The organism is Nitrospirillum amazonense (assembly GCF_007828035.1).
Taxonomy (GTDB): Bacteria; Pseudomonadota; Alphaproteobacteria; order Azospirillales; family Azospirillaceae; genus Nitrospirillum; species Nitrospirillum amazonense.
The window spans coordinates 1-18,220 of the sequence record NZ_VITV01000014.1 but is presented as its reverse complement, the minus strand read 5'-3'; the positions used below and the strand labels follow the sequence as shown (position 1 = coordinate 18,220).

Annotated in this window: 17 protein-coding genes, 1 tRNA gene and 1 rRNA gene; 13 read left to right on the top strand and 6 right to left on the bottom strand. The window is 68.2% G+C overall.

The window, feature by feature from the left end; translation table 11 throughout:
* Nucleotides 1-5: 5 nt before the first annotated feature.
* Together FBZ87_RS25895 and FBZ87_RS25890 are read left to right on the top strand one after the other, a co-directional pair.
* Complete coding sequence (locus tag FBZ87_RS25895; RefSeq protein ID WP_145613469.1) at nt 6-1,157, top strand: M20 aminoacylase family protein; 1,152 nt, start codon at nt 6-8, stop codon at nt 1,155-1,157.
* A 20-nt stretch (nt 1,158-1,177) separates the two neighbouring features.
* A complete protein-coding gene (locus FBZ87_RS25890) occupies nt 1,178-2,257 on the top strand; it encodes a DMT family transporter (protein WP_145613468.1) in 1,080 nt (359 codons plus the stop codon).
* Nucleotides 2,258-2,263: 6 nt separating this feature from the next.
* On the opposite strand, the gene chrA is transcribed toward FBZ87_RS25890, so the two are convergent.
* Genes chrA through FBZ87_RS29375 form a run of 3 tightly spaced genes read right to left on the bottom strand, consistent with a single transcriptional unit; the run spans nt 2,264 to nt 4,799 of the window.
* Nucleotides 2,264-3,661 carry a chromate efflux transporter gene (gene chrA, locus FBZ87_RS25885; RefSeq protein WP_145613467.1) on the bottom strand — a complete coding sequence of 466 codons (1,398 nt, stop codon included), beginning with the start codon at nt 3,659-3,661 and terminating at the stop codon, nt 2,264-2,266.
* 4 nt (nt 3,662-3,665) lie between these two features.
* Entirely contained in the window at nt 3,666-4,637 is a 972-nt protein-coding gene (locus tag FBZ87_RS25880; protein WP_186454984.1) for a chromate resistance protein ChrB domain-containing protein, read from the bottom strand.
* 18 nt (nt 4,638-4,655) lie between these two features.
* A complete protein-coding gene (locus FBZ87_RS29375) occupies nt 4,656-4,799 on the bottom strand; it encodes a hypothetical protein (protein WP_186454983.1) in 144 nt (47 codons plus the stop codon).
* Between the two features lie 164 nt (nt 4,800-4,963).
* Here FBZ87_RS29375 and FBZ87_RS25875 point away from each other — a divergent pair, with 164 nt between their 5' ends.
* The 9 genes from FBZ87_RS25875 to FBZ87_RS25835 all read left to right on the top strand — a co-directional run bounded on the left by FBZ87_RS25875 (nt 4,964) and on the right by FBZ87_RS25835 (nt 15,171).
* Nucleotides 4,964-5,455 (top strand): chromate resistance protein ChrB domain-containing protein, encoded by a 492-nt coding sequence (locus FBZ87_RS25875; protein WP_145613466.1) that lies wholly within the window; start codon nt 4,964-4,966, stop codon nt 5,453-5,455.
* A 61-nt stretch (nt 5,456-5,516) separates the two neighbouring features.
* A complete protein-coding gene (locus FBZ87_RS25870; RefSeq protein WP_246134607.1) occupies nt 5,517-6,410 on the top strand; it encodes a DUF1259 domain-containing protein in 894 nt (297 codons plus the stop codon).
* The gene (locus tag FBZ87_RS25865; RefSeq protein WP_211107207.1) at nt 6,410-7,408 is read left to right on the top strand and encodes a YncE family protein; all 999 of its coding nucleotides are present in this window, start codon (nt 6,410-6,412) and stop codon (nt 7,406-7,408) included. Before FBZ87_RS25870 ends, FBZ87_RS25865 begins: the two co-directional genes overlap by 1 nt.
* Before the next feature lie 86 nt (nt 7,409-7,494).
* Complete coding sequence (locus FBZ87_RS25860) at nt 7,495-7,761, top strand: metal-sensing transcriptional repressor (protein ID WP_145613465.1); 267 nt, start codon at nt 7,495-7,497, stop codon at nt 7,759-7,761.
* Between the two features lie 7 nt (nt 7,762-7,768).
* Entirely contained in the window at nt 7,769-8,941 is a 1,173-nt protein-coding gene (locus FBZ87_RS25855) for a nickel/cobalt efflux transporter (RefSeq protein ID WP_145613464.1), read from the top strand.
* A gap of 74 nt (nt 8,942-9,015) precedes the next feature.
* Nucleotides 9,016-9,423: a hypothetical protein gene (locus FBZ87_RS25850; protein WP_145613463.1), complete on the top strand. Its 408-nt coding sequence runs from the start codon at nt 9,016-9,018 to the stop codon at nt 9,421-9,423.
* 46 nt (nt 9,424-9,469) lie between these two features.
* A complete protein-coding gene (locus tag FBZ87_RS25845; protein WP_145613462.1) occupies nt 9,470-10,759 on the top strand; it encodes a TolC family protein in 1,290 nt (429 codons plus the stop codon).
* 3 nt (nt 10,760-10,762) lie between these two features.
* Nucleotides 10,763-11,935, top strand: a complete 1,173-nt coding sequence (locus FBZ87_RS25840; RefSeq protein ID WP_145613461.1) for an efflux RND transporter periplasmic adaptor subunit — start codon at nt 10,763-10,765, stop codon at nt 11,933-11,935.
* Nucleotides 11,932-15,171 carry an efflux RND transporter permease subunit gene (locus FBZ87_RS25835; RefSeq protein ID WP_145613460.1) on the top strand — a complete coding sequence of 1,080 codons (3,240 nt, stop codon included), beginning with the start codon at nt 11,932-11,934 and terminating at the stop codon, nt 15,169-15,171. Before FBZ87_RS25840 ends, FBZ87_RS25835 begins: the two co-directional genes overlap by 4 nt.
* Before the next feature lie 159 nt (nt 15,172-15,330).
* Here the strand turns inward: FBZ87_RS25835 and FBZ87_RS25830 are convergent, their stop codons facing one another.
* On the bottom strand, nt 15,331-16,077 hold the full coding sequence (locus tag FBZ87_RS25830; RefSeq protein ID WP_186454982.1) for a TraB/TrbI/VirB10 family type IV secretion system protein: 747 nt from the start codon (nt 16,075-16,077) through the stop codon (nt 15,331-15,333).
* 341 nt (nt 16,078-16,418) lie between these two features.
* Between FBZ87_RS25830 and FBZ87_RS25825 the strand changes: the two genes are divergently transcribed.
* Complete coding sequence (locus FBZ87_RS25825) at nt 16,419-17,237, top strand: CRISPR-associated endonuclease Cas3'' (RefSeq protein WP_186454981.1); 819 nt, start codon at nt 16,419-16,421, stop codon at nt 17,235-17,237.
* Complete coding sequence (locus FBZ87_RS25820; RefSeq protein ID WP_422394438.1) at nt 17,234-17,944, top strand: recombinase family protein; 711 nt, start codon at nt 17,234-17,236, stop codon at nt 17,942-17,944. The genes FBZ87_RS25825 and FBZ87_RS25820 overlap by 4 nt, the downstream gene beginning before the upstream one ends.
* Nucleotides 17,945-17,964: 20 nt before the next feature.
* Here the strand turns inward: FBZ87_RS25820 and FBZ87_RS25815 are convergent.
* Both FBZ87_RS25815 and rrf read right to left on the bottom strand, forming a co-directional pair.
* A tRNA-Met gene (locus FBZ87_RS25815) sits at nt 17,965-18,041 on the bottom strand.
* A gap of 85 nt (nt 18,042-18,126) precedes the next feature.
* Nucleotides 18,127-18,220, bottom strand: a 5S ribosomal RNA gene (gene rrf, locus FBZ87_RS25810); the annotation flags it as partial.

Below are 18,220 nucleotides of genomic sequence, written 5' to 3'. Positions count from 1 at the left end.
ACGCCATGCCGGAAATCGACGATCTCATTGAACCGCTGATCGCCTTCCGGCGCGATCTGCATGCCCATCCCGAACTGGGCTTCGCCGAGCACCGCACGGCCGCCCGCATCGCGGCGGCGCTGGAAGACCTAGGCATGGAGGTCCACACCGGTATCGGCGGCACCGGCGTGGTGGGCGTGCTCAAGGCCGGTGGGTCAGACCGCCGCGTCGGTCTGCGGGCCGACATGGACGCCTTGCCCATCCATGAGCAGACTGGCCTGCCCTATCAAAGCCGCCATACCGGCGCCTTCCATGGCTGCGGGCACGACGGTCATGTCTCCATGCTGCTGGGCGCCGCCCGCCACCTGGCGGGTACCCGCCGCTTCGACGGTACCGTCCACTTCATTTTCCAGCCGGCCGAGGAAGGCCAGGGCGGCGCGCGGGCCATGGTGCAGGACGGATTGTTCCAGCGTTTCCCCTGCGATCGCGTCTTCGCCCTGCATAACTGGCCGGACCTTCCCGCCGGCACCGCGGCCACGCGGCCAGGGCCCATCATGGCCGCCGCCGACAAGTTCGAGATCCGCCTGGAAGGGCGCGGTGGCCACGCCGCCCTGCCCCACCAGACACCCGATGCGATCCTGGCGGCCAGCGACCTGGTGGGCCAGTTGAACACCATCATCGCCCGCCGCATCCCGCCCATGGCCAATGCTGTGCTGTCGGTCACCCAGATCAACGGCGGCCATGCGCATAACGTCCTGCCCGCCACGGTCACGGTCGTCGGCACGGTGCGCAGCTTCGATCCAGCCGTACAGGACCGGATCGAGGCGGCCCTGCGCCAAGTGGCGGAGGGCGTGGCCATCGCCAGCGGCACGCGGGTTACGGTCATCTATGACCGCTATTATCCTGCCACCATCAACGATGCCGATGCCGCGGCGGAGGCATTGGCCGTGGCCGCGAGCGTCTGCCCCCAAGTCATCCTGGCGCCTGAACCGGCCTTCACCTCCGAGGACTTCGCCTTCATGCTGCAGGCGTGCAAGGGTGCCTATCTCTGGCTGGGTCAGGGGCGGGAGAGCGGATCCGCCCCTCTGCACCATCCGCAATACGATTTTAACGACGACATCATGGCGACCGGGGTTAGGTTGCACGTGGCATTGGCTGAACACCTGCTGTCCGCGTAACCCGCTTGGGAGTAAGGGCCATGGCCCTTCATCGATCCGCCGCCTGGCCGGGCGTTCCGCTCGCCCTGACCTCGGCTGCGCTGTTCGGCGCCAGCACGCCGCTGGCCAAGCTTCTGCTGGGGCACTCCGATCCCTGGCTGCTGGCGGGCCTGCTGTATCTGGGGTCCGGCCTGGGGCTGGGCATTGTGCATCTGGCGCGGCGCTTCCTGGGCATCGAGGCGCCGGAGGCCCCCCTGCGCCGGAGCGACCTGCCGTGGCTGGGCGCCGTCGTGCTGGCCGGTGGTGTGATCGGCCCCGTGCTGCTGATGGTGGGCCTGACCCGTACCCCCGCCTCCAGCGCCGCCCTGCTGCTGAACCTGGAAGGCCTGGCCACCATGGGCATCGCCTGGCTGGCCTTTCATGAGAACGTCGACCGACGCCTGCTGCTGGGCGCACTGGCGATTCTGGTAGGGGCGCTGCTGCTGTCTTGGCAGGGCGGGCCGGAGGGCGTGGGCTGGGGCGCCCTGGCCGTTGCCGGGGCCTGCTTGGCCTGGGGGGTGGACAACAACCTGACCCGCAAGCTCAGTTCGGCAGACCCGGTGCAGATCGCCATGACCAAGGGGCTGGTGGCTGGATCGGTCAACCTGGCCTTGGCCCTGTCGCAAGGCGCCACCCTGCCGTCCCTGGCAGTCATCGGCGGAGCGGCCGTGGTCGGCTTCTTCGGCTACGGCCTCAGCCTGGTCCTGTTCGTCCTGGGCCTGCGCCACCTGGGCACGGCGCGGACCGGCGCCTATTTCTCCATGGCCCCGTTCATCGGCGCCATCCTGGCCATCATCCTGTTCAGCGAACCGCTGACCTATCGCCTGCTGGCGGCGGCCGTCCTGATGGGCATCGGGCTCTACCTGCACTTGGTCGAGCACCATGACCATGAACACGCGCATGAGGAGATGGAACATGAGCACGTCCACGTGCACGACGAACATCACCAGCATGATCACGGGCCGGGCGTCTCGGTGAGCGAGCCCCATTCCCACGTCCACCGCCATGCGCCCATGGTGCACCGGCATCCGCACTATCCGGACCTGCACCACCGGCACACGCACGAGCACTCGAAGACCTGAGGCCGGTCAGGCGACGCCGGCCAGACGCAGCGCCAGGCCGGCCAGGGAACAGGCGGCCAGCACCGGGATCATCCCGACCTTGAAGCGGAACACGGCGACGATGGCCGCCGTGGTCAGCAGCAGGGCGACGACGTTCACGCTGGCCAGCACCGGGATCTCCAGCACCAGGCCCAGCGCCTGGACATCCGCCACCTCCCGGAACAGGGCGTGCAGGGCGAACCAGACGGCGAGGTTGAGGATCACCCCCACCACGGCGGCGGTGATCGCCGTCAGGGTGGCGGAGCCGGCACGGTTGCCACGCAGTTTCTCGATGAAGGGCGCACCCAGGAAAATCCACAGGAAGCAGGGCACGAAGGTCACCCAGGTGGTCAGCACCGCCGCCAGCGTGCCGGCCAGCAGCGGCGGCAGGGCGCCCGGCGACCGGAACGCGGCCAGGAAGCCCACGAACTCCAGCACCATGATCAGGGGGCCGGGCGTCGTTTCCGCCATGCCCAGGCCGTCCAGCATCTCTCCCGGCGCCAGCCAGTGATAGGTGTCCACCGCCTGCTGGGCGACGTAGGCCAGCACCGCGTAGGCGCCGCCGAAGGTGACGACGGCCATCTGCGAGAAGAACACGCCGATGCGGCTGAACACATCGTCCGGGCCCAGCAGCAGGAGCAGCAATGCGACCGGAATGAGCCACAGGGCCAGGCAGGCGCCGGAAATCATCAGGGACCAGGACAGGGACGGATGGGCGTGGGCCGGCATCTCCTCACCCAGCGCCGTCCCCCGGTCCGGCACCGCCTCGCCACCAGCGGCCCCATGTCCCTTGCCCCCCTTGAAGGCCGGGTGCCCCACCTTGCCGCCGGCGAAGCCGATGAGCCCGGCCCCCAGCACGATGAGGGGGAACGGCACCTGCGCCACGAAGATGGCCACGAACGCGACTGCGGCCAGCACCACCATGGCCCGGTTCTTCAGGGCGCGGGAGCTCACGCGCACCACCGCCTGCAGCACCACGGCCAGCACGGCCGACTTCAGGCCGAAGAACAGGCCGGCCACGGCGTCGACCGAGCCCAGCAGGACATAGACCCAGCTTAGCGCCAGGATGGAGAGAAAGCCCGGCAGCACGAACAGGGTGCCGGCGACCAGGCCGCCCCGCGTCTTGTGCAGCAGCCAGCCGATGTAGACCGCCAGTTGCTGCGCCTCCGGCCCGGGCAGCAGCATGCAGTAGTTCAGGGCGTGCAGGAACCGCTCCTCCCCGATCCAGCGCTTCTCCTCCACCACGATGCGGTGCATCACCGCGATCTGCCCGGCGGGCCCGCCGAAGCTGAGCGCCGCCACCCGGGCCCAGACGCGGGCGGCCTCCCCGAAGGAGATGCCGTGGGCGGGAGCCTCGGCGGAAGGGCGGAGGACCGTATCGGTCATGGCATCAGTTTCCCTTCTTGCGGAAAAAGCCCAGCAGGTCGTCGAACACGGCCATACCCCGGGCCAGGCGTTCCTCGTCGTCCTTGGTGCCCATGCAGATGCCGGCGATCAGCACCCGGATGCCGTCGGCCTCCGCCCGGCCGAACTTGCCATCCTTCAGGTCGATGTCATGGATGATCTCGGCGACGGCCTGGAGGGCGGGATCAGCCAGGCCGATGCGGCCCAGCAGCACCTCGAAGGTGCAGCGGTCACCCTCATGCGTGACCTCGCCGTCCATCATGTCGAAGCGCACGGCGCCGGAGACCGCCTCCACCGAGCGTGACGGCACGAAGGTGAACACCGCCCCGGCATCGATGAAGCGCCGCACCAGCCAAGCCGTGGCGATGCGGTCCACATGGATACCCTGGCGCGTGATCCACCGTAGCCCCTTGTAGCTGTCCAGGGGGGCCTGGACCGGTTCATTGGCTGGCATCTCGTTCCGCTCGCGTGTCGTGGTCTCCAGGAGGTCGAGCACACCCGACGCCGCCGCACGCCCGTGGGCGCCGAAGAAGTCGATGGCGGCGATCTGGTTCAGGCGTGTCCGCAGGCGAACCGCCCCGGCACGGGCCTCATCCATCTTCGCGGGATCGGCCTGCACCCCTTCCAGCAAGGCACGGGCCTCCGCCGCGACGGTGGCGTAGTCCTCGTCCCGCGCCTGGTCGAACAGGCCGCGCACATCCGCATCGGCCAACCCGTCGATGAAGCGCGCCTCGCACAGGGTGGCCTCGCCGCCGCCTTCCAGGATTTCCCGGATCAGCCAGGCGAAATCCTCCCGCGCCTCCTCGGTGCAAGGCAACACGTGAACGGCGTTCTTGATCGGCACCGCGCCCAGGGCCTGAAGACGCCGCCAGACCTTGACCCGCAGGTAGGCCGGCTTGGCCGGCAGCTGATGGACCAGCAGCAGCCAATCGTCCCGTGTCATGCCGGTGTCGTTCATCCCGTCCTCATTCCTTCATCACACCGCCCGCCGCCAACGGCGGACGCCGCCGGCATACAGGCGCTTCAGGAGCAGAACGGCAAGGAAGAAACCGAGCCCAACCAAGCCGATGGCGCCCAGGTTCTCATCACCGGAGAACAGTTCGCTGAAGAAGCTGGGCATGAGGGGGCCCCCAATCCTGGTGGGTCATATGTCGATCTTAATACACCTTATCGCTGAGATTGACTCAGTGCAACATGTGTATCATTTTCCCCGAACGCCGACGAAGCCTGTATCGCGGCGGCGAGGCATGCCGGCGCCCCGACGCCGCCGAGGGAGTTCCAGCCATGAAATGGATCACGCGTGAACGCCCCAAGATCGATCGCATCGCCTGCCCCTGGCTGGTTGCGCGCTTCATCGATCCAGAACCGGAATTCCTTTACGTGCCCGCCGACATGGTTTTCCAGGTGGCAGCGGAGACAAGCGCCATCCCCTACGACTTGCCCGGCGCCGATCTTAGCCACGTGGGCGAAAGGTGCAGCTTCGACACCTTCCTCGACCGTTACGGCCTGGCTGGCAACGCCGCCCTGCAGCAACTGGCCTTGATCGTCCGGGGGGCGGATACGGCCCGGCTGGACCTCGCGCCGCAGGCGGCTGGTCTGGTCGCCGTGTCGCTGGGGCTGTCGGCGCTATTCCAGGACGATCACGAAATGCTGCGCCACGGTATGACCGTCTACGACGCCCTCTACGCCTGGTGCCGCGACGGCCAGGGCGAGCAGCACAACTGGCCGCCGGCCATCCGCCAGGCCGGGCTTCCCCAGCCCGCGCCCGCCGCGTGACGGTGGGCAGGACACAGCGGCCGAACACTGTGAACCGGCCTTACTGAAGGAGCGATCCTGTATGAATACCCACATTCTCCGCGCCATGGCGGTCGCCGCCATGGCCGCCGCCGCGACGCCGGGCATAGCAGCCGACACCGACTGGACGGCGGTCGGCCAGGCGCTGGGCAAGGCCGTCGCCGTGCAGCCAGACGGCGTCTACAAGGTGGGCCTGCCGCGCACCGACCTTGCGGTGACCCTGGACGGCGTCGCCATAAAGCCCACGCTGGCCCTGGGCTCCTGGCTCGCGTTCAAGGAAACCGCCCAGGGCCAGGCCATGGTGATGGGCGACCTGGTGCTGACCCAGGACGAAGTCAACCCGGTGGCGAAGGAACTGGAGGACGGCGGCATCCAGATCACCGCCCTGCACAACCACCTGCTGCGCGCCCAGCCCGCCACGCTCTACATGCATGTCGACGGTCATGGCGACGCGGTCAAGCTGGCGACGGTGCTGCACGACGCTCTGGCCAAGAGCAAAACGCCACTGGCGGCGCCGGCGGCCGCACCGGCCCCGGCTGCCATCGACCTGGACACCGCCGCACTGGATAAGGCGCTGGGCTACACGGGCAAGGTCAATGGCGGCGTCTACCAGGTAACGATCCCCCGGGCGGAGGCCGCCAAAGCCGGCGGCATGGAAATCCCCCCGTCCATGGGTGCCGGCATCGCCATCAATTTTCAGCCCACCGGCGCCGGTAAGGCGGCCATCACCGGCGACTTCGTGCTGATCGCCTCCGAGGTCAATCCGGTCATCAAGGCGCTGCGCGACAACGGCATCGAGATCACGGCGCTGCACAACCACATGCTGGATGACGAGCCCCGGCTGTTCTTCATGCACTTCTGGGCTAACGACGACGCGGTCAAACTGGCCAGGGGCCTACATGACGCCTTGGCGCAGATGAAGGTCGCCCACTCGTGATGCCCTCTGCCCGCGCCGGCTGGCCCGTCCTGGCGGCCCTGCTCATCCTGCTCACCGGATCGGCCGGCGCGGGCGATCCTCCCTTGGTGCTGGAAGCGACGATCCCGCTGCCCGATGTCGGCGGGCGGATCGATCACATGGCGGTAGACTTGGCACATGACCGCCTGTTCGTGGCCGAACTCGGCAACGGCACCGTGGACAGCATCGACATCACCAGCCGGAAACGCTCAAGCCGGATCACCGGCCTGAAGGAACCCCAGGGGATCGGATACCTGCCGGCCCGGGACCTGATTGTCGTCGCCAACGCCGGCGACGGCAGCGTGCGCCTATACACAGCGACCACCTTGGCGCAGGCCGGGACCGTCGACCTGGGCGAGGACGCCGACAATGTCCGGGTCGATGCGACCACCGGGCAGGTCCTGGTCGGATATGGGGCTGGCGGCATCGCCGTCATCGATCCGGCCCGCCCAGCCAAGATCGCGGACGTGGCCTTGCCCGCTCATCCAGAGGGCTTCCACTATGACGCCGCCACCGGCCGCCTTTACGTCAACGTCCCGGACCGCCGGCAGATCGACGTGCTGGATCGCAAGACGGGCCAGAGGGTGGCGGCCTGGTCGCCGCCGGAGATGCGGTCCAATTTTCCGATGGCGTTGGACGCGGCGGCCGGGCGGGTCGCCATCGGCTACCGCAACCCCGCCCGCCTGACCGAGCTGAGCACGGCAGACGGCGCGGTCACCGGCAGCATCCCCACCTGCGGCGACACCGACGATATTTTCTTCGACGCCGTGCGCAGCCGCTACTACGTGAGTTGTGGCGAGGGCGCCGTGGATGTCATCGACCGCACGCCCGAAGGACTGGTCCACCACGACCGGATCAGGACCGTGTCGGGGGCACGAACGTCGCTGTTCGTGCCCGAACTCGACCGGCTGTTCGTTGCCGCCCGCGCCGGATGGTTCGGTGGTGACGCCACAATCCTGGTGTTCCGTCCGACACCCTAACAGGCTCGCGGGCTCCCAAGCGAAGTCCCGCGGCCTCGATTCTTTTCGTTGCTACATCCCCCCCTGGGGGATAGGATATGGCCATCATGAGCCACGCCAACAACCCAGACGTCCTGAACCGCCTGAAGCGCGCCCAAGGCCATCTCTCCAAGATCGTGGAGATGGTGGAGGAAGGGCGTGACGCCCTGGTGATCGCCCAACAGCTGCAGGCGGTGGTCAAGGCCGTGGACAAGGCCAAGACCTTCCTGGTCCTGCACCATATCGAGCATCACCTCTACGAAGCCGTGGAGCCGTTGCCGAAGGAAACCCGGGACCGCCTGGCCGAGATGGCCGAAATCACCAAATACCTGTGAGCCCCAAATGACCCCGCTTTCCGACCTGCTCCAGCAAGGGGCCGGCAACGCTTGGCTGTTCATTCCCAGCGCCATCCTGCTGGGCGCCCTGCATGGGCTTGAACCGGGGCATTCCAAGACCATGATGGCGGCCTTCATCATCGCCATTCGGGGCACCGTCACCCAGGCGGTGCTGCTGGGCCTGTCGGCCACCGTTTCCCATACCCTGGTGGTCTGGATGGTGGCGCTGGCGGGCCTGCATTTCGGCCGCACCTGGAACGCGGAGACGACGGAGCCCTATTTCCAGATCGCTTCCGCCGTCATCATCATCGCCGTCGCCCTATGGATGCTGTGGCGCGCCCGCCAGGCCCAGGTGGCGGAAGATGCCCACGACCATACCCATGATCACGGGCACGATCACGACCACGGCGATCACGGCCATGACCACCACGGTCACGGGGCCCACGCTGGCCATGGAATGCAGAGCGCCGAGATCGGCCGCGGCGTGATTGCCGACGTGGAGGTGTTCGAGGACGGCGTGCCGCCCCGCTTCCGTGTGCGTTTCCTGGCGGGGGACCGCGTGCTGCCGGCGGCCCCGCAGGATGCGGTATGGATTGAGACCATTCGCCCGGATGGCGCCCGCCAGCGGTTCGGCATGGTGGACAAGGTCGATTATTGGGAATCGACCGAGGAAATCCCGGAGCCGCACGAATTCTCCGCCCTGCTCAGCGCCAGCCATGGCCGCCACATGCACCAGCACGCCTTCCGCTTCACCGAGCCCGCGCCTGAAACGGCGGGCGTGGATTTGGGGCTAACCGGCTACCAGGACGCCCATGAGTTGCAACACGCCAACGACATTCAGCGGCGCTTCGCCAACCGTCAGGTGACGACGGGCCAGATCATCCTGTTCGGCCTGACCGGCGGCCTGATCCCCTGTCCCGCCGCCATCACCGTGCTGGTGCTGTGCCTGCAACTGAAGCAGGTCACCCTAGGTGTCGCCTTGGTGCTGTGTTTCAGCATCGGCCTAGCCCTGACCATGGTGAGCGTCGGCGCCGCCGCGGCCCTGGGCATGCGGCACGCGGCCAAGCGCTTCTCCGGCACCTTCGCCGTCCTGGCGCGCCGGGCGCCCTATGCCTCCAGCGCCCTGATCATCCTGGTCGGCCTTTATATCGGCTGGCAGGGATGGAATGCCTTGCCCTGAGGATCACCCTAAGGCTCTATGATACCCTCCACCATCCCGTTCACCGCCTCCCGCAAGGCCGAAACCCGCATCCCATGCAGCCACCGTTCACCATAGCCTGGGGCGATGTCGCCCGCGCCTGCCGCGCCGCCGTGGTGCGGCTGCAGGCGGCGCTCGGCGTCGTGGCGGTGCTGTCCCTGGCCTTGCTGGGGGAACTGCATCTGGACCATCCGGATCTGCCGGACGAGGACGCGGCCATCGAGATGACGGTGACCGCAGTGAACGCCCCGGTAGCCAGGCATGACCATGCCGGTTTCCAGGGATTAGGCGACCATGAGCATGACATGACGGCCGCCCACGCCATCATGCACGCCGTCGGTGTACCGCCCGCCGACAACCAGCTGCAGCCGCCGGCCTTCGTGTCGGCCCCTTGGCCGCAGCCACTGGAGGCGCAACTGGCCTCCATCGCACCCCCCATGGAAGAACGCCCTCCGCGCGTCTGAAGGACCAGGCCTCCGCGCCTTTCCCTATCAGATCACGGAGACTTGAATGCGAACCGCACCCTGCCAGCGGCTGCTGACTGCAGCGCTGGTGGCGGCCGCACCCACATGGATACTTGTGGGTACGGCCCCTTTCGCGCCGGCCTTGGCCGCGCCGGCGCCCTCCTATGCCCAATTGCTGGGTGAGGCGGAGGTGACCGCCCCCCGCCTGCTGGCGGCCAAAGCCCTGATCGCCCAGGCGGAAGGCCTGGCCGACCAGGCGGGCACGCTGCCCAACCCCACCGTCAGCGTCCTGACGGAAAACGTGGCCGGCACCCGGAACTACCGGGCCTTCGACCAGGCGGAGACCACGCTGCAGTTCAACCAGCTGGTGGAACTGGGCGGCAAGCGTGGCGCCCGCCAGGCGGCCGGACAGGCCGATGTCGACGCCAGCCAGGCTCACTTCGCCGCCACGCGCATCGCCTACGCCTGCGACCTGGCGCTCGCCTATGCCGATGCCGAGGCGGCGGATCGCCGCGTGGATCTGGCCGAGGACGAGCTGGAGGAAGCGCAGCGGGATGACCAGGCGGCCCGCGCCCTGGTCGCCGCCGGGCGGGAAGCCACCGTCCGTACCATCCAATCCCAGGCGACGCTGACGTCCATGCGGGCGGACCTCAGCCAGGCCAAGGCGGCCCGCGCCGCGGCGCTGGACAGGCTGGCGGTCCTGGCCGGGGCTCCCGAGCCCTATACCGCCTTTCCCGTCAGCCTGCTCGACACCGCCGTCGCGAGGACAGGCGGTGATGGGCGGCAAGATCCCCCCACCGGGGATCCATTGGCCAGCCCCGGCTACCGGGCGTCGGTGGCGGATCGCGAAGCGGCGTTTCGCCGGCTGGAGGTGGAACGCGCCCGGGCGACCCCGGACGTCACCGCCTCCCTCGGCGTGCGCCGGCTGGAGGGCGACCGCGCCACCACCTTCGTCGCCGGCGTCTCTATCCCGCTGCCCCTGTTCGACCGCAACCGCGGCAACATCAGCGCCGCCCAAGCCTCCCTCACCGGGGCCGAAGCGCGGCTGGAGGCGGCGCGGCGCGAAGCGGAAGCCGGCGTGCGGTCGGCACGGCTGCAGGCCCGTGCGGCGCAGGACCGCCTGGCCGCAGCCGACCAGTCGCTGGCGGCGGCGCAGGAAGCCTATCGCCTGACGCGCATCGCCTACGAAGGGGGCAAGGCCCCCCTGTCCGAACTCCTCACCGCCCGGCACGCCCTAGGCGTCGCCAACGCCACCAAGGTGGACGCCCAACTCGCCCGCGTCGACGCGATCACGGCTTTGGCCCGCGTCCAAGGCCGCATTCCTTTCGGAGACTAAGTCATGTCCACCCCCAGAATAGGCTACTTGGCCGGCACGGCCGTGGGCCTGGTGCTGGCCGCCGCCGTCGGCTTCGGCGTCGCCCGCATGACCGCGCCGGCGCCTGCCGCCGCTCCCGCCGCAACACCCACCGCCGCGAAGACCGCCGCCCCGGCTGAAAGCCAGTCCGTGCCCATGACCGAGGAGCAGATCAAGGTCTCGGAGATCCAGGTGCAGCCGGCCGCCGCCGGCGGCATCGAGGCGGAGACCATCACCACGGCCACCGTCACGGCGGCCCCCGACGGCCTGGCAGTGCTGACCGCCCACGCGCCGGGCACCATCACCCGCATCCACAAGCGCATCGGCGAGGCCGTGCGCGCCGGTGACGTCGTCGCCGAGGTGGAGGGCCGTGAGGTTGCCACCCTTGCCGCCGACCGCGCCGCCGCCCAGGCAAAGGCGACCCAGGCCCGGCAGCAGGCCGCCCGCGAGAAATCCCTGTTCGACCAGGGCGTCTCCCCCCGCCAGGACCTGGAGGCGGCCCAGGCCGAGGCCGAAGCGGCGGAGGCCGAACTGCGCCGCGCCATCGCCTCGGCGGGCGCCGCCCGCCTGGCATCCGATGGCCGCTCCATCCAGGTGGTGAGCCCGATCGACGGACGGGTCACCATCGTGTCCGCCAGCCTGGGCGCCTATGTCCAGGCGGAATCCGAACTGTTCCGCGTGGCCGATCCCGCCCGCACCCAGATCGAGGCGACGGTGCCGGCGGACGCGGCCAGCCGCTTGCGCAGCGGAGACCGGGCCACCATCACCACAGGCGATGGGCGCACCCTGGACGCCCATGTGCTGTCGCTGACGCCGGGTGTGAACCGGGAGACGCTGCAGGCCACCGCGCTGCTGGCGCTCGACCAGCCGGCGGAAGGACTGCTGCCCGGCCAGTATGTCCGCGCCACGCTGTTCACCGCCAAGGAGACGGCGAGCGACAGGGTCACCGTTCCCACCATCGCCGTGCAGGCCATCGCCGGCCGCGAGGTCGTCTTCCTGCGCACCAAGGAGGGGTTCACGGCGCAGCCGGTGACCCTGGCCCGGCGCAGCGGCGATCTGGTGGAACTGTCGGGCGGCCTGAAGGCCGGGCAGCGCATCGCCACGATCAATTCTTTCCTGCTGAAGGCCGAACTGGGCAAAGCGGAGGTAGAGGAATGATCGCCAAAATCCTGGAATTCTCCGTGAAGGCCCGTTGGCTCGTGGCCTTCCTCGCCCTCGTCGTCGCGGCCATCGGCGCCTGGCAGGTCACCCTGCTGCCCATCGACGCCGTGCCCGACATCACCAACCGCCAGGTCCAGATCAACACCTTCGTCCCCACGCTGGGGCCGGTGGACCTGGAAAAGCAGGTTACCTTCTCGGTGGAGACGGCCCTTGCCGGCATCCCTGGCCTGCAGACCACCCGGTCGCTGACCCGCAACGGCTTCAGCCAGGTGACGGCTGTCTTCACCGACGCCACCGACATCTACTTCGCTCGCCAGCAGGTGACGGAACGCCTGGCCCAGGCCAAGGACACCCTGCCGCCGGGCATACAGCCGCAATTGGCCCCGGTCACCACCGGCCTGGGCGAGATCTTCATGTTCAGCGTGGAATACCAGCATCCCGACGGCAAGGGTGCCACCGCCATCGATGGCAAACCGGGCTGGCAGAAGGACGGCTCCTACCTGACACCGGAAGGTGAGCGGCTGACCGATACGATATCCAAGGCCTCCTACCTGCGCACGGTTCAGGATTGGGTCATCCGGCCGCAGCTGCGCAACGTGCTGGGCGTGGCTGGCGTGGATTCCAACGGCGGCTACGTGAAGCAGTACGTGGTGGAGCCAGACCTGGTGAAGATGGCGGCCCACGGCATCTCCTTCACCGAGTTGGCCCGTGCGCTGGAAGCCGGCAACCTCTCGGCCGGCGCCAACTACGTCCAGCGGGCCGGGGAATCGTTTCTGGTGCGCGCGGACGCGCGCCTTCGCTCCATGGATGAGATCGGCCGCGTGGTGGTCGCCACCAAGGCCGGCGTGCCCATCCGCATCGGTGACGTGGCCAATGTCGTCATCGGTGGCGCGGTCCGCACCGGCGCTGGCAGCAAGATGGGCAGCGAGGCGGTGATCAGCACCGTCCTGATGCTCACCGGATCAAACAGCCGCATCGTCGCCACGGCGGTGCGCGAGAAGCTGGAGCAGATCGCCCGGACCCTGCCGCCGGACATCACCGCCAAGCCGGCCTACGACCGGTCCAAACTGGTGGCCGCCACCATCGGCACGGTGGAGAAGAACCTGGTGGAGGGGGCGCTGCTGGTCATCGCCGTACTGTTCCTGCTGCTGGGCAACATCCGCGCCGCGCTGATCACGGCGGTGGTCATTCCCCTGACCATGCTTATGACGGCCACGGGCATGAACGCCCTGCGCGTCTCGGGCAACCTGATGAGCCTGGGCGCTTTGGACTTCGGCCTCATCGTCGACGGCGCCGTCATCGTCGTGGAAAACGCGCTCCGCCGCCTGGCGGAACGCCAGCACCATGAGGGCCGTTTGCTCAGCGCCGGCGAACGGATGGAGGAGACCATCGCCGCGGCGAAGGAGATGGTGCGCCCCACCGTTTACGGCCAGGCCATCATCCTGCTGGTGTTCGTGCCGCTGTTGACCTTCCAGGGAGTTGAGGGCAAGACCTTCTCGCCCATGGCCATCACCCTGATGCTGGCCCTGGTCGCCGCCTTCGTCCTGTCCATCACCTTCGTGCCAGCCATGGTGGCCCTGGTGGTACGGGGCAAGGTCAGCGAGGTGGAGGTGGCGCCGGTGCGGTGGTTCAAGCGCCGGTATGAGCCGGTGCTGCACCGGGCCGTGGCCCATCCCCTGCCGTTCCTGGCGGGCGGCGTGGCGGTCTTCGCCCTGGCCGCCACCCTGTTCACCACGCTGGGGGAAGAGTTCATGCCCCAACTGGATGAAAAGGATGTCACGGTCACCGCCTTCCGCATCCCCTCCACCTCGGTGGAGCAGTCCAAGAACATGCAACTGCAGATCGAGCGGGCGTTGTCGAGCCTGCCGGAGGTGGCCATGGTGTTCTCCAAGACCGGCAACGCCGACCTGGGCACCGACCCCATGCCGCCCAACGCCTCGGACACCTACGTCATTCCCAAGCCGGAGAGCGAATGGCCGGCGGACGTGAAGACCAAGGCCGACCTGCTGAAAAGGATCGAGGACAAGTCGAACGAGCTGGTGGGCAACCGCTATGAGATCCAGCAGCCCATCCAGATGCGGTTCAACGAACTGATCGCCGGCGTGCGCAGCGATGTGGCGGTCAAGCTCTACGGCGACGACCTGGAGGCCATGAGCGCCGCGGCGCAGAAGATCGCCGCGGCCTTGCGGACCGTTCCGGGTGCCGCCGACGTGCAGGCGGAACAGACCAGCGGCGCCCCCACCTTCGACATCCAGGTGGACCGGGGCGCCGCCGGCCGGCTGGGCCTGACGGTGGAGGAGATCACCGACACGGTGGCTGCGGCACTCAGCGGCCGAGAAGCTGGTTTACTGTTCGAGGGCGACCGCCGCTTCAACGTGGTGGTCCGCCTCCCGGCGGCCCAGCGGGACGATGTGGCATTGCTGGGGTCCATCCCCGTCATGCTGCCGGCCGAGCCGGGCAAACCCCGCGCTTCCGTCCCCTTAAGGGAGCTGGTGCGGTTCAGCTACACGGAGGGCCTGAACCAGATCAGCCGTGAGAACGGCAAGCGCATGATCGTGGTCCAGACCAACGTCCGCGGCCGCGACGTGGGCGGGTTCATCAACGAGGCCCAGGAGAAGGTGGGCCGCATCGAACTGCCGCCCGGCTGCTACACCGACTGGGGTGGGCAGTTCGAAAACCTGCAGTCGGCCACCCGGCGCCTGACCATCGTGGTGCCCGCTTGTTTCATCCTGATCTTCGCCCTGCTGTACATGGCCCTGGGCAGCTTCGGCGCGGCCGTGGCGGTGTTCTCCGCCGTGCCCTTGGCCCTGGCCGGCGGCGTGTTCGCCTTGGTGCTGCGGGACATCCCGTTCTCGATCAGCGCCGCGGTGGGCTTCATCGCCCTCTCCGGCGTGGCCGTGCTGAACGGCCTGGTCATGATCGGCGCCATCCGAAAGCACCTGGATGATGGCATGGACGCGGACCAATCGGTGCTGCGGGGCGCCATGGAGCGGGTGCGCCCCGTGCTCATGACGGCCCTGGTCGCCTCCCTGGGCTTCGTGCCCATGGCCCTGGCCACCGGCACGGGTGCCGAGGTGCAGCGGCCGTTGGCAACGGTGGTGATCGGTGGCCTGATAACCTCCACCGCTTTGACGCTGCTGGTACTGCCGGCCGTGGCCGGGATGCTGTTCCGGCATCGAACCAAGTCAGCGATGGGTGAGTTGACGGGAGGAGCTGCCGAACCCGCGTCCTGATAGCGTAACGCCCAGGGGAACCGGCAACCTCTAATGAACCGCGCTGAAATTGTCGGGAGGTTCACTTCTGAGAGTACGGTTCAAGAACCAAGTCGCGGTTCACCCAACACCCGCAGGGGCAGCCCCGGTCGATCCGTCTGAGTGGGCTGGACGCCCAAGTCATTGGCGGCCAGCCGCTGCCCTACCTGGTTGGCAGCGTTGTCGCCGCTCTGGCGCACGGCCACGACGACGTTGCCGCCGCCGCTGGTCTGGGTGTCGCCATTGCTGGCCAGTTCGCCTGACACCCATGCCGCGCAGCAAACGGCCGGTATGGTAATCGACCTCGTCCTCCAGGCCGGCGTGGCCTTCCGTGTTGGTGGCTGACAGGCGGTCCAGAACCAGGGATTTACCGTTGGGCAGCAGCAGGCGCGTCCACACCACCAGGATGCGCGACTGGCCGTAGTAGGTCACGGCGCTGTCGTAAGTGCCCAGCAGCCGGGCGCCCTGGGGGATCAGCAGGAAGCGGCCGGTGACACTGTAGATGTCTTCCGTCACCTGGGCGATGACCTGCCCCGGCAGGTCGGAGTTCAGCCCGGTCACCAGCGCCGCCGCCAGGACTGTTCCGGCCTGGATGACATAAGGGGAGATTGGCGGCTGCAGCCGATGGGCCGTCACGGTCGCGGTGTTCGCCGGTCCGTGCAGGAAGGCGCGCTTATGAGCCTGCTGGTTGGGATCGTTTTCCTCGCCAACATTTTCGTCAGATGGGCCGGCGCCACCCTGCCCTGCCGTCTCCCTCGCTTCCCGCAACGGACCGGCCGTATGGGCCGTAACGGTGAAGAACACCGGGGACGCGGCGGCTTGCCGGCGCTGCTGGTCCCGTTCCTGCACTGCCTGGTTCGGGCCGTCGGGACCGGTGAATGCCGGCATCGACGACGGTGGCGGCAACAGCGGCGTTGGCGATACGGAAGGCGCCGCCGGGCGCCGTGCGTGTTTCCCGGAGGCGGGCGACCGCGCGGGGGGAGAGGGGGGCGAGCGCCGGCGCGCCCGGCCGGGTTGCCAGGGCGGGCGGGCCGTCGCGACCCCGGTGATCATGACCATGTCGCCGGGCCTGCGCGGCCGCGACCCTGCCGGGCGGCGGCCGGCACTCGCGGGGGAGAGGAGGCAAAGGGCCCCCTCTCCCCAATTTAAAGATGGGCATAGATTCACATTTTCGTTTTATTGATGTTTATCCCCTACAACCTCAATGTAGGCGAAAGATGCGTCATAGTATGGTCTTGCCCTTCCTCACCGCCTACTGGGGCAAGGCTCAGCCTCGACCGGATGCCGTTCAGTCCTGGCATCCCGTGGCCTACCACAGCTTGGACGTGGCTGCCGCGATGGCCGCCTTGCTGGACGTCCGGCCAGCATGGCTGGCGGCGGTGGCGGCAGCCCTGAACCTGTCCCCTGAGGCATGCCGCCAGCGGCTGGTTCTGGCGGCGGCGCTGCACGATCTCGGTAAGTTCGCCGAGAACTTCCAGTGCAAGGTCCCGGCCTTGCAGCAACTGCTGTCCGCCGAGGCCGGCCGGACGCCACACGCCCGCCTTTCGACCTCGGGCCATGGCGACATCGGCCACAGCCTGTGGAAAGCCCTAGCCAGGGAGCGGCGCCTGCGCGGCCTCACCCCGTGGGTACAGGCCGCGGTCGCCCACCATGGCGCCCCCACGACAGACCCGGCCCTCAACAACGCCATGACGGAGGCCAGCATCACCGATGCCGGGGCCTTCACCGACGCAGCGTTGGATCTGATCGGTCGGCCGGCGTTCCCCGACAATTACCCGGAAGAGCTGGGCGCCGAGACGTGGCGCGTAACCGGCCTGGTCATCCTGGCGGACTGGATCGGCTCCAACCAAAGCTGGGGAACACCCGTGACGCGCCTGACGCAAGAAATCGGCACCATGGAAAAGTCCGGCTCACCTTCCAGCCTGCTGTCATGCCGGATCCTCGGCTGGTGGAGCTGGTCCGGCTCCTCGCGCGGCACGCGGCTGATCAATACTTTGACAGCGCGCGGCAACCGAAGGCGAAGCCCAAGTAGCAAGAGGCCGGAATGACCAAGGTCGCGCTCTACGCCCGCTACAGTTCCGACAATCAGCGCGATGCGTCGATTGAAGACCAGCTACGGCTCTGTCGCCTCCATGCCGAGCGCCAAGGGTGGACAATCACTGACAGCTATACCGACCGCACCATGTCCGGCGCGTCACTGCTGCGTCCCGGCATCCAGGAACTGATCCAGGACGCGACACGGGGGATGTTCGCCATCGTGCTGGCCGAAGCGATGGACCGCCTCAGCCGCGACCAGGAGGATATCGCCGGCCTGTTCAAACGCATGGGATTCGCGGGCGTCAAGATCGTCACCCTGGCCGAGAGCGAGGTCAGCGCCCTGCATGTCGGCCTCAAGGGCACCATGAACGCCCTGTTCCTCAAGGAGCTGCGCGACAAGACCCACCGGGGGCTTCGCGGCCGGGTCGAACTCGGTAAATCCGGCGGTGGCAACGCCTACGGCTATGACGTGGTGCGGCAACCAGCTGCGGACGGCCCGGCCACGCATGACGCCCTGCAACAGGAGGAGACGCGCCCCCGCGCCGCTGAGCTGATCCGGTCGCTGGTCAGCCGCATCGTTCTGACCCCAGCGGCGGATGGCTTGCGGGATAGACCTGCACGGAGATCTCGCCGGCATCCTCACCGTCGCCGCGACCCGAACGGCCGAGCCGCAAACGACCAACAGCCCGCGCTCTTGCGAGGCGGGCTGTTCGGGTGACTTGATCGAGCAAGTTAAGATGGTTGCGGGGGCAGGATTTGAACCTGCGGCCTTCAGGTTATGAGCCTGACGAGCTACCGGGCTGCTCCACCCCGCGGGAATGTGTGCTGGGGGAGGCGGGCATTGCGATGAGGGTCTGTTGAGCGGCAGGGCGGCTTGGGCGCGATGTGTGCGACTGATGGACCTGGCGGCGACCTACTCTCCCACGTCTTAAGACGCAGTACCATTGGCGCTGGGGGTTTTCACGGCCGAGTTCGGGATGGGATCGGGTGTATT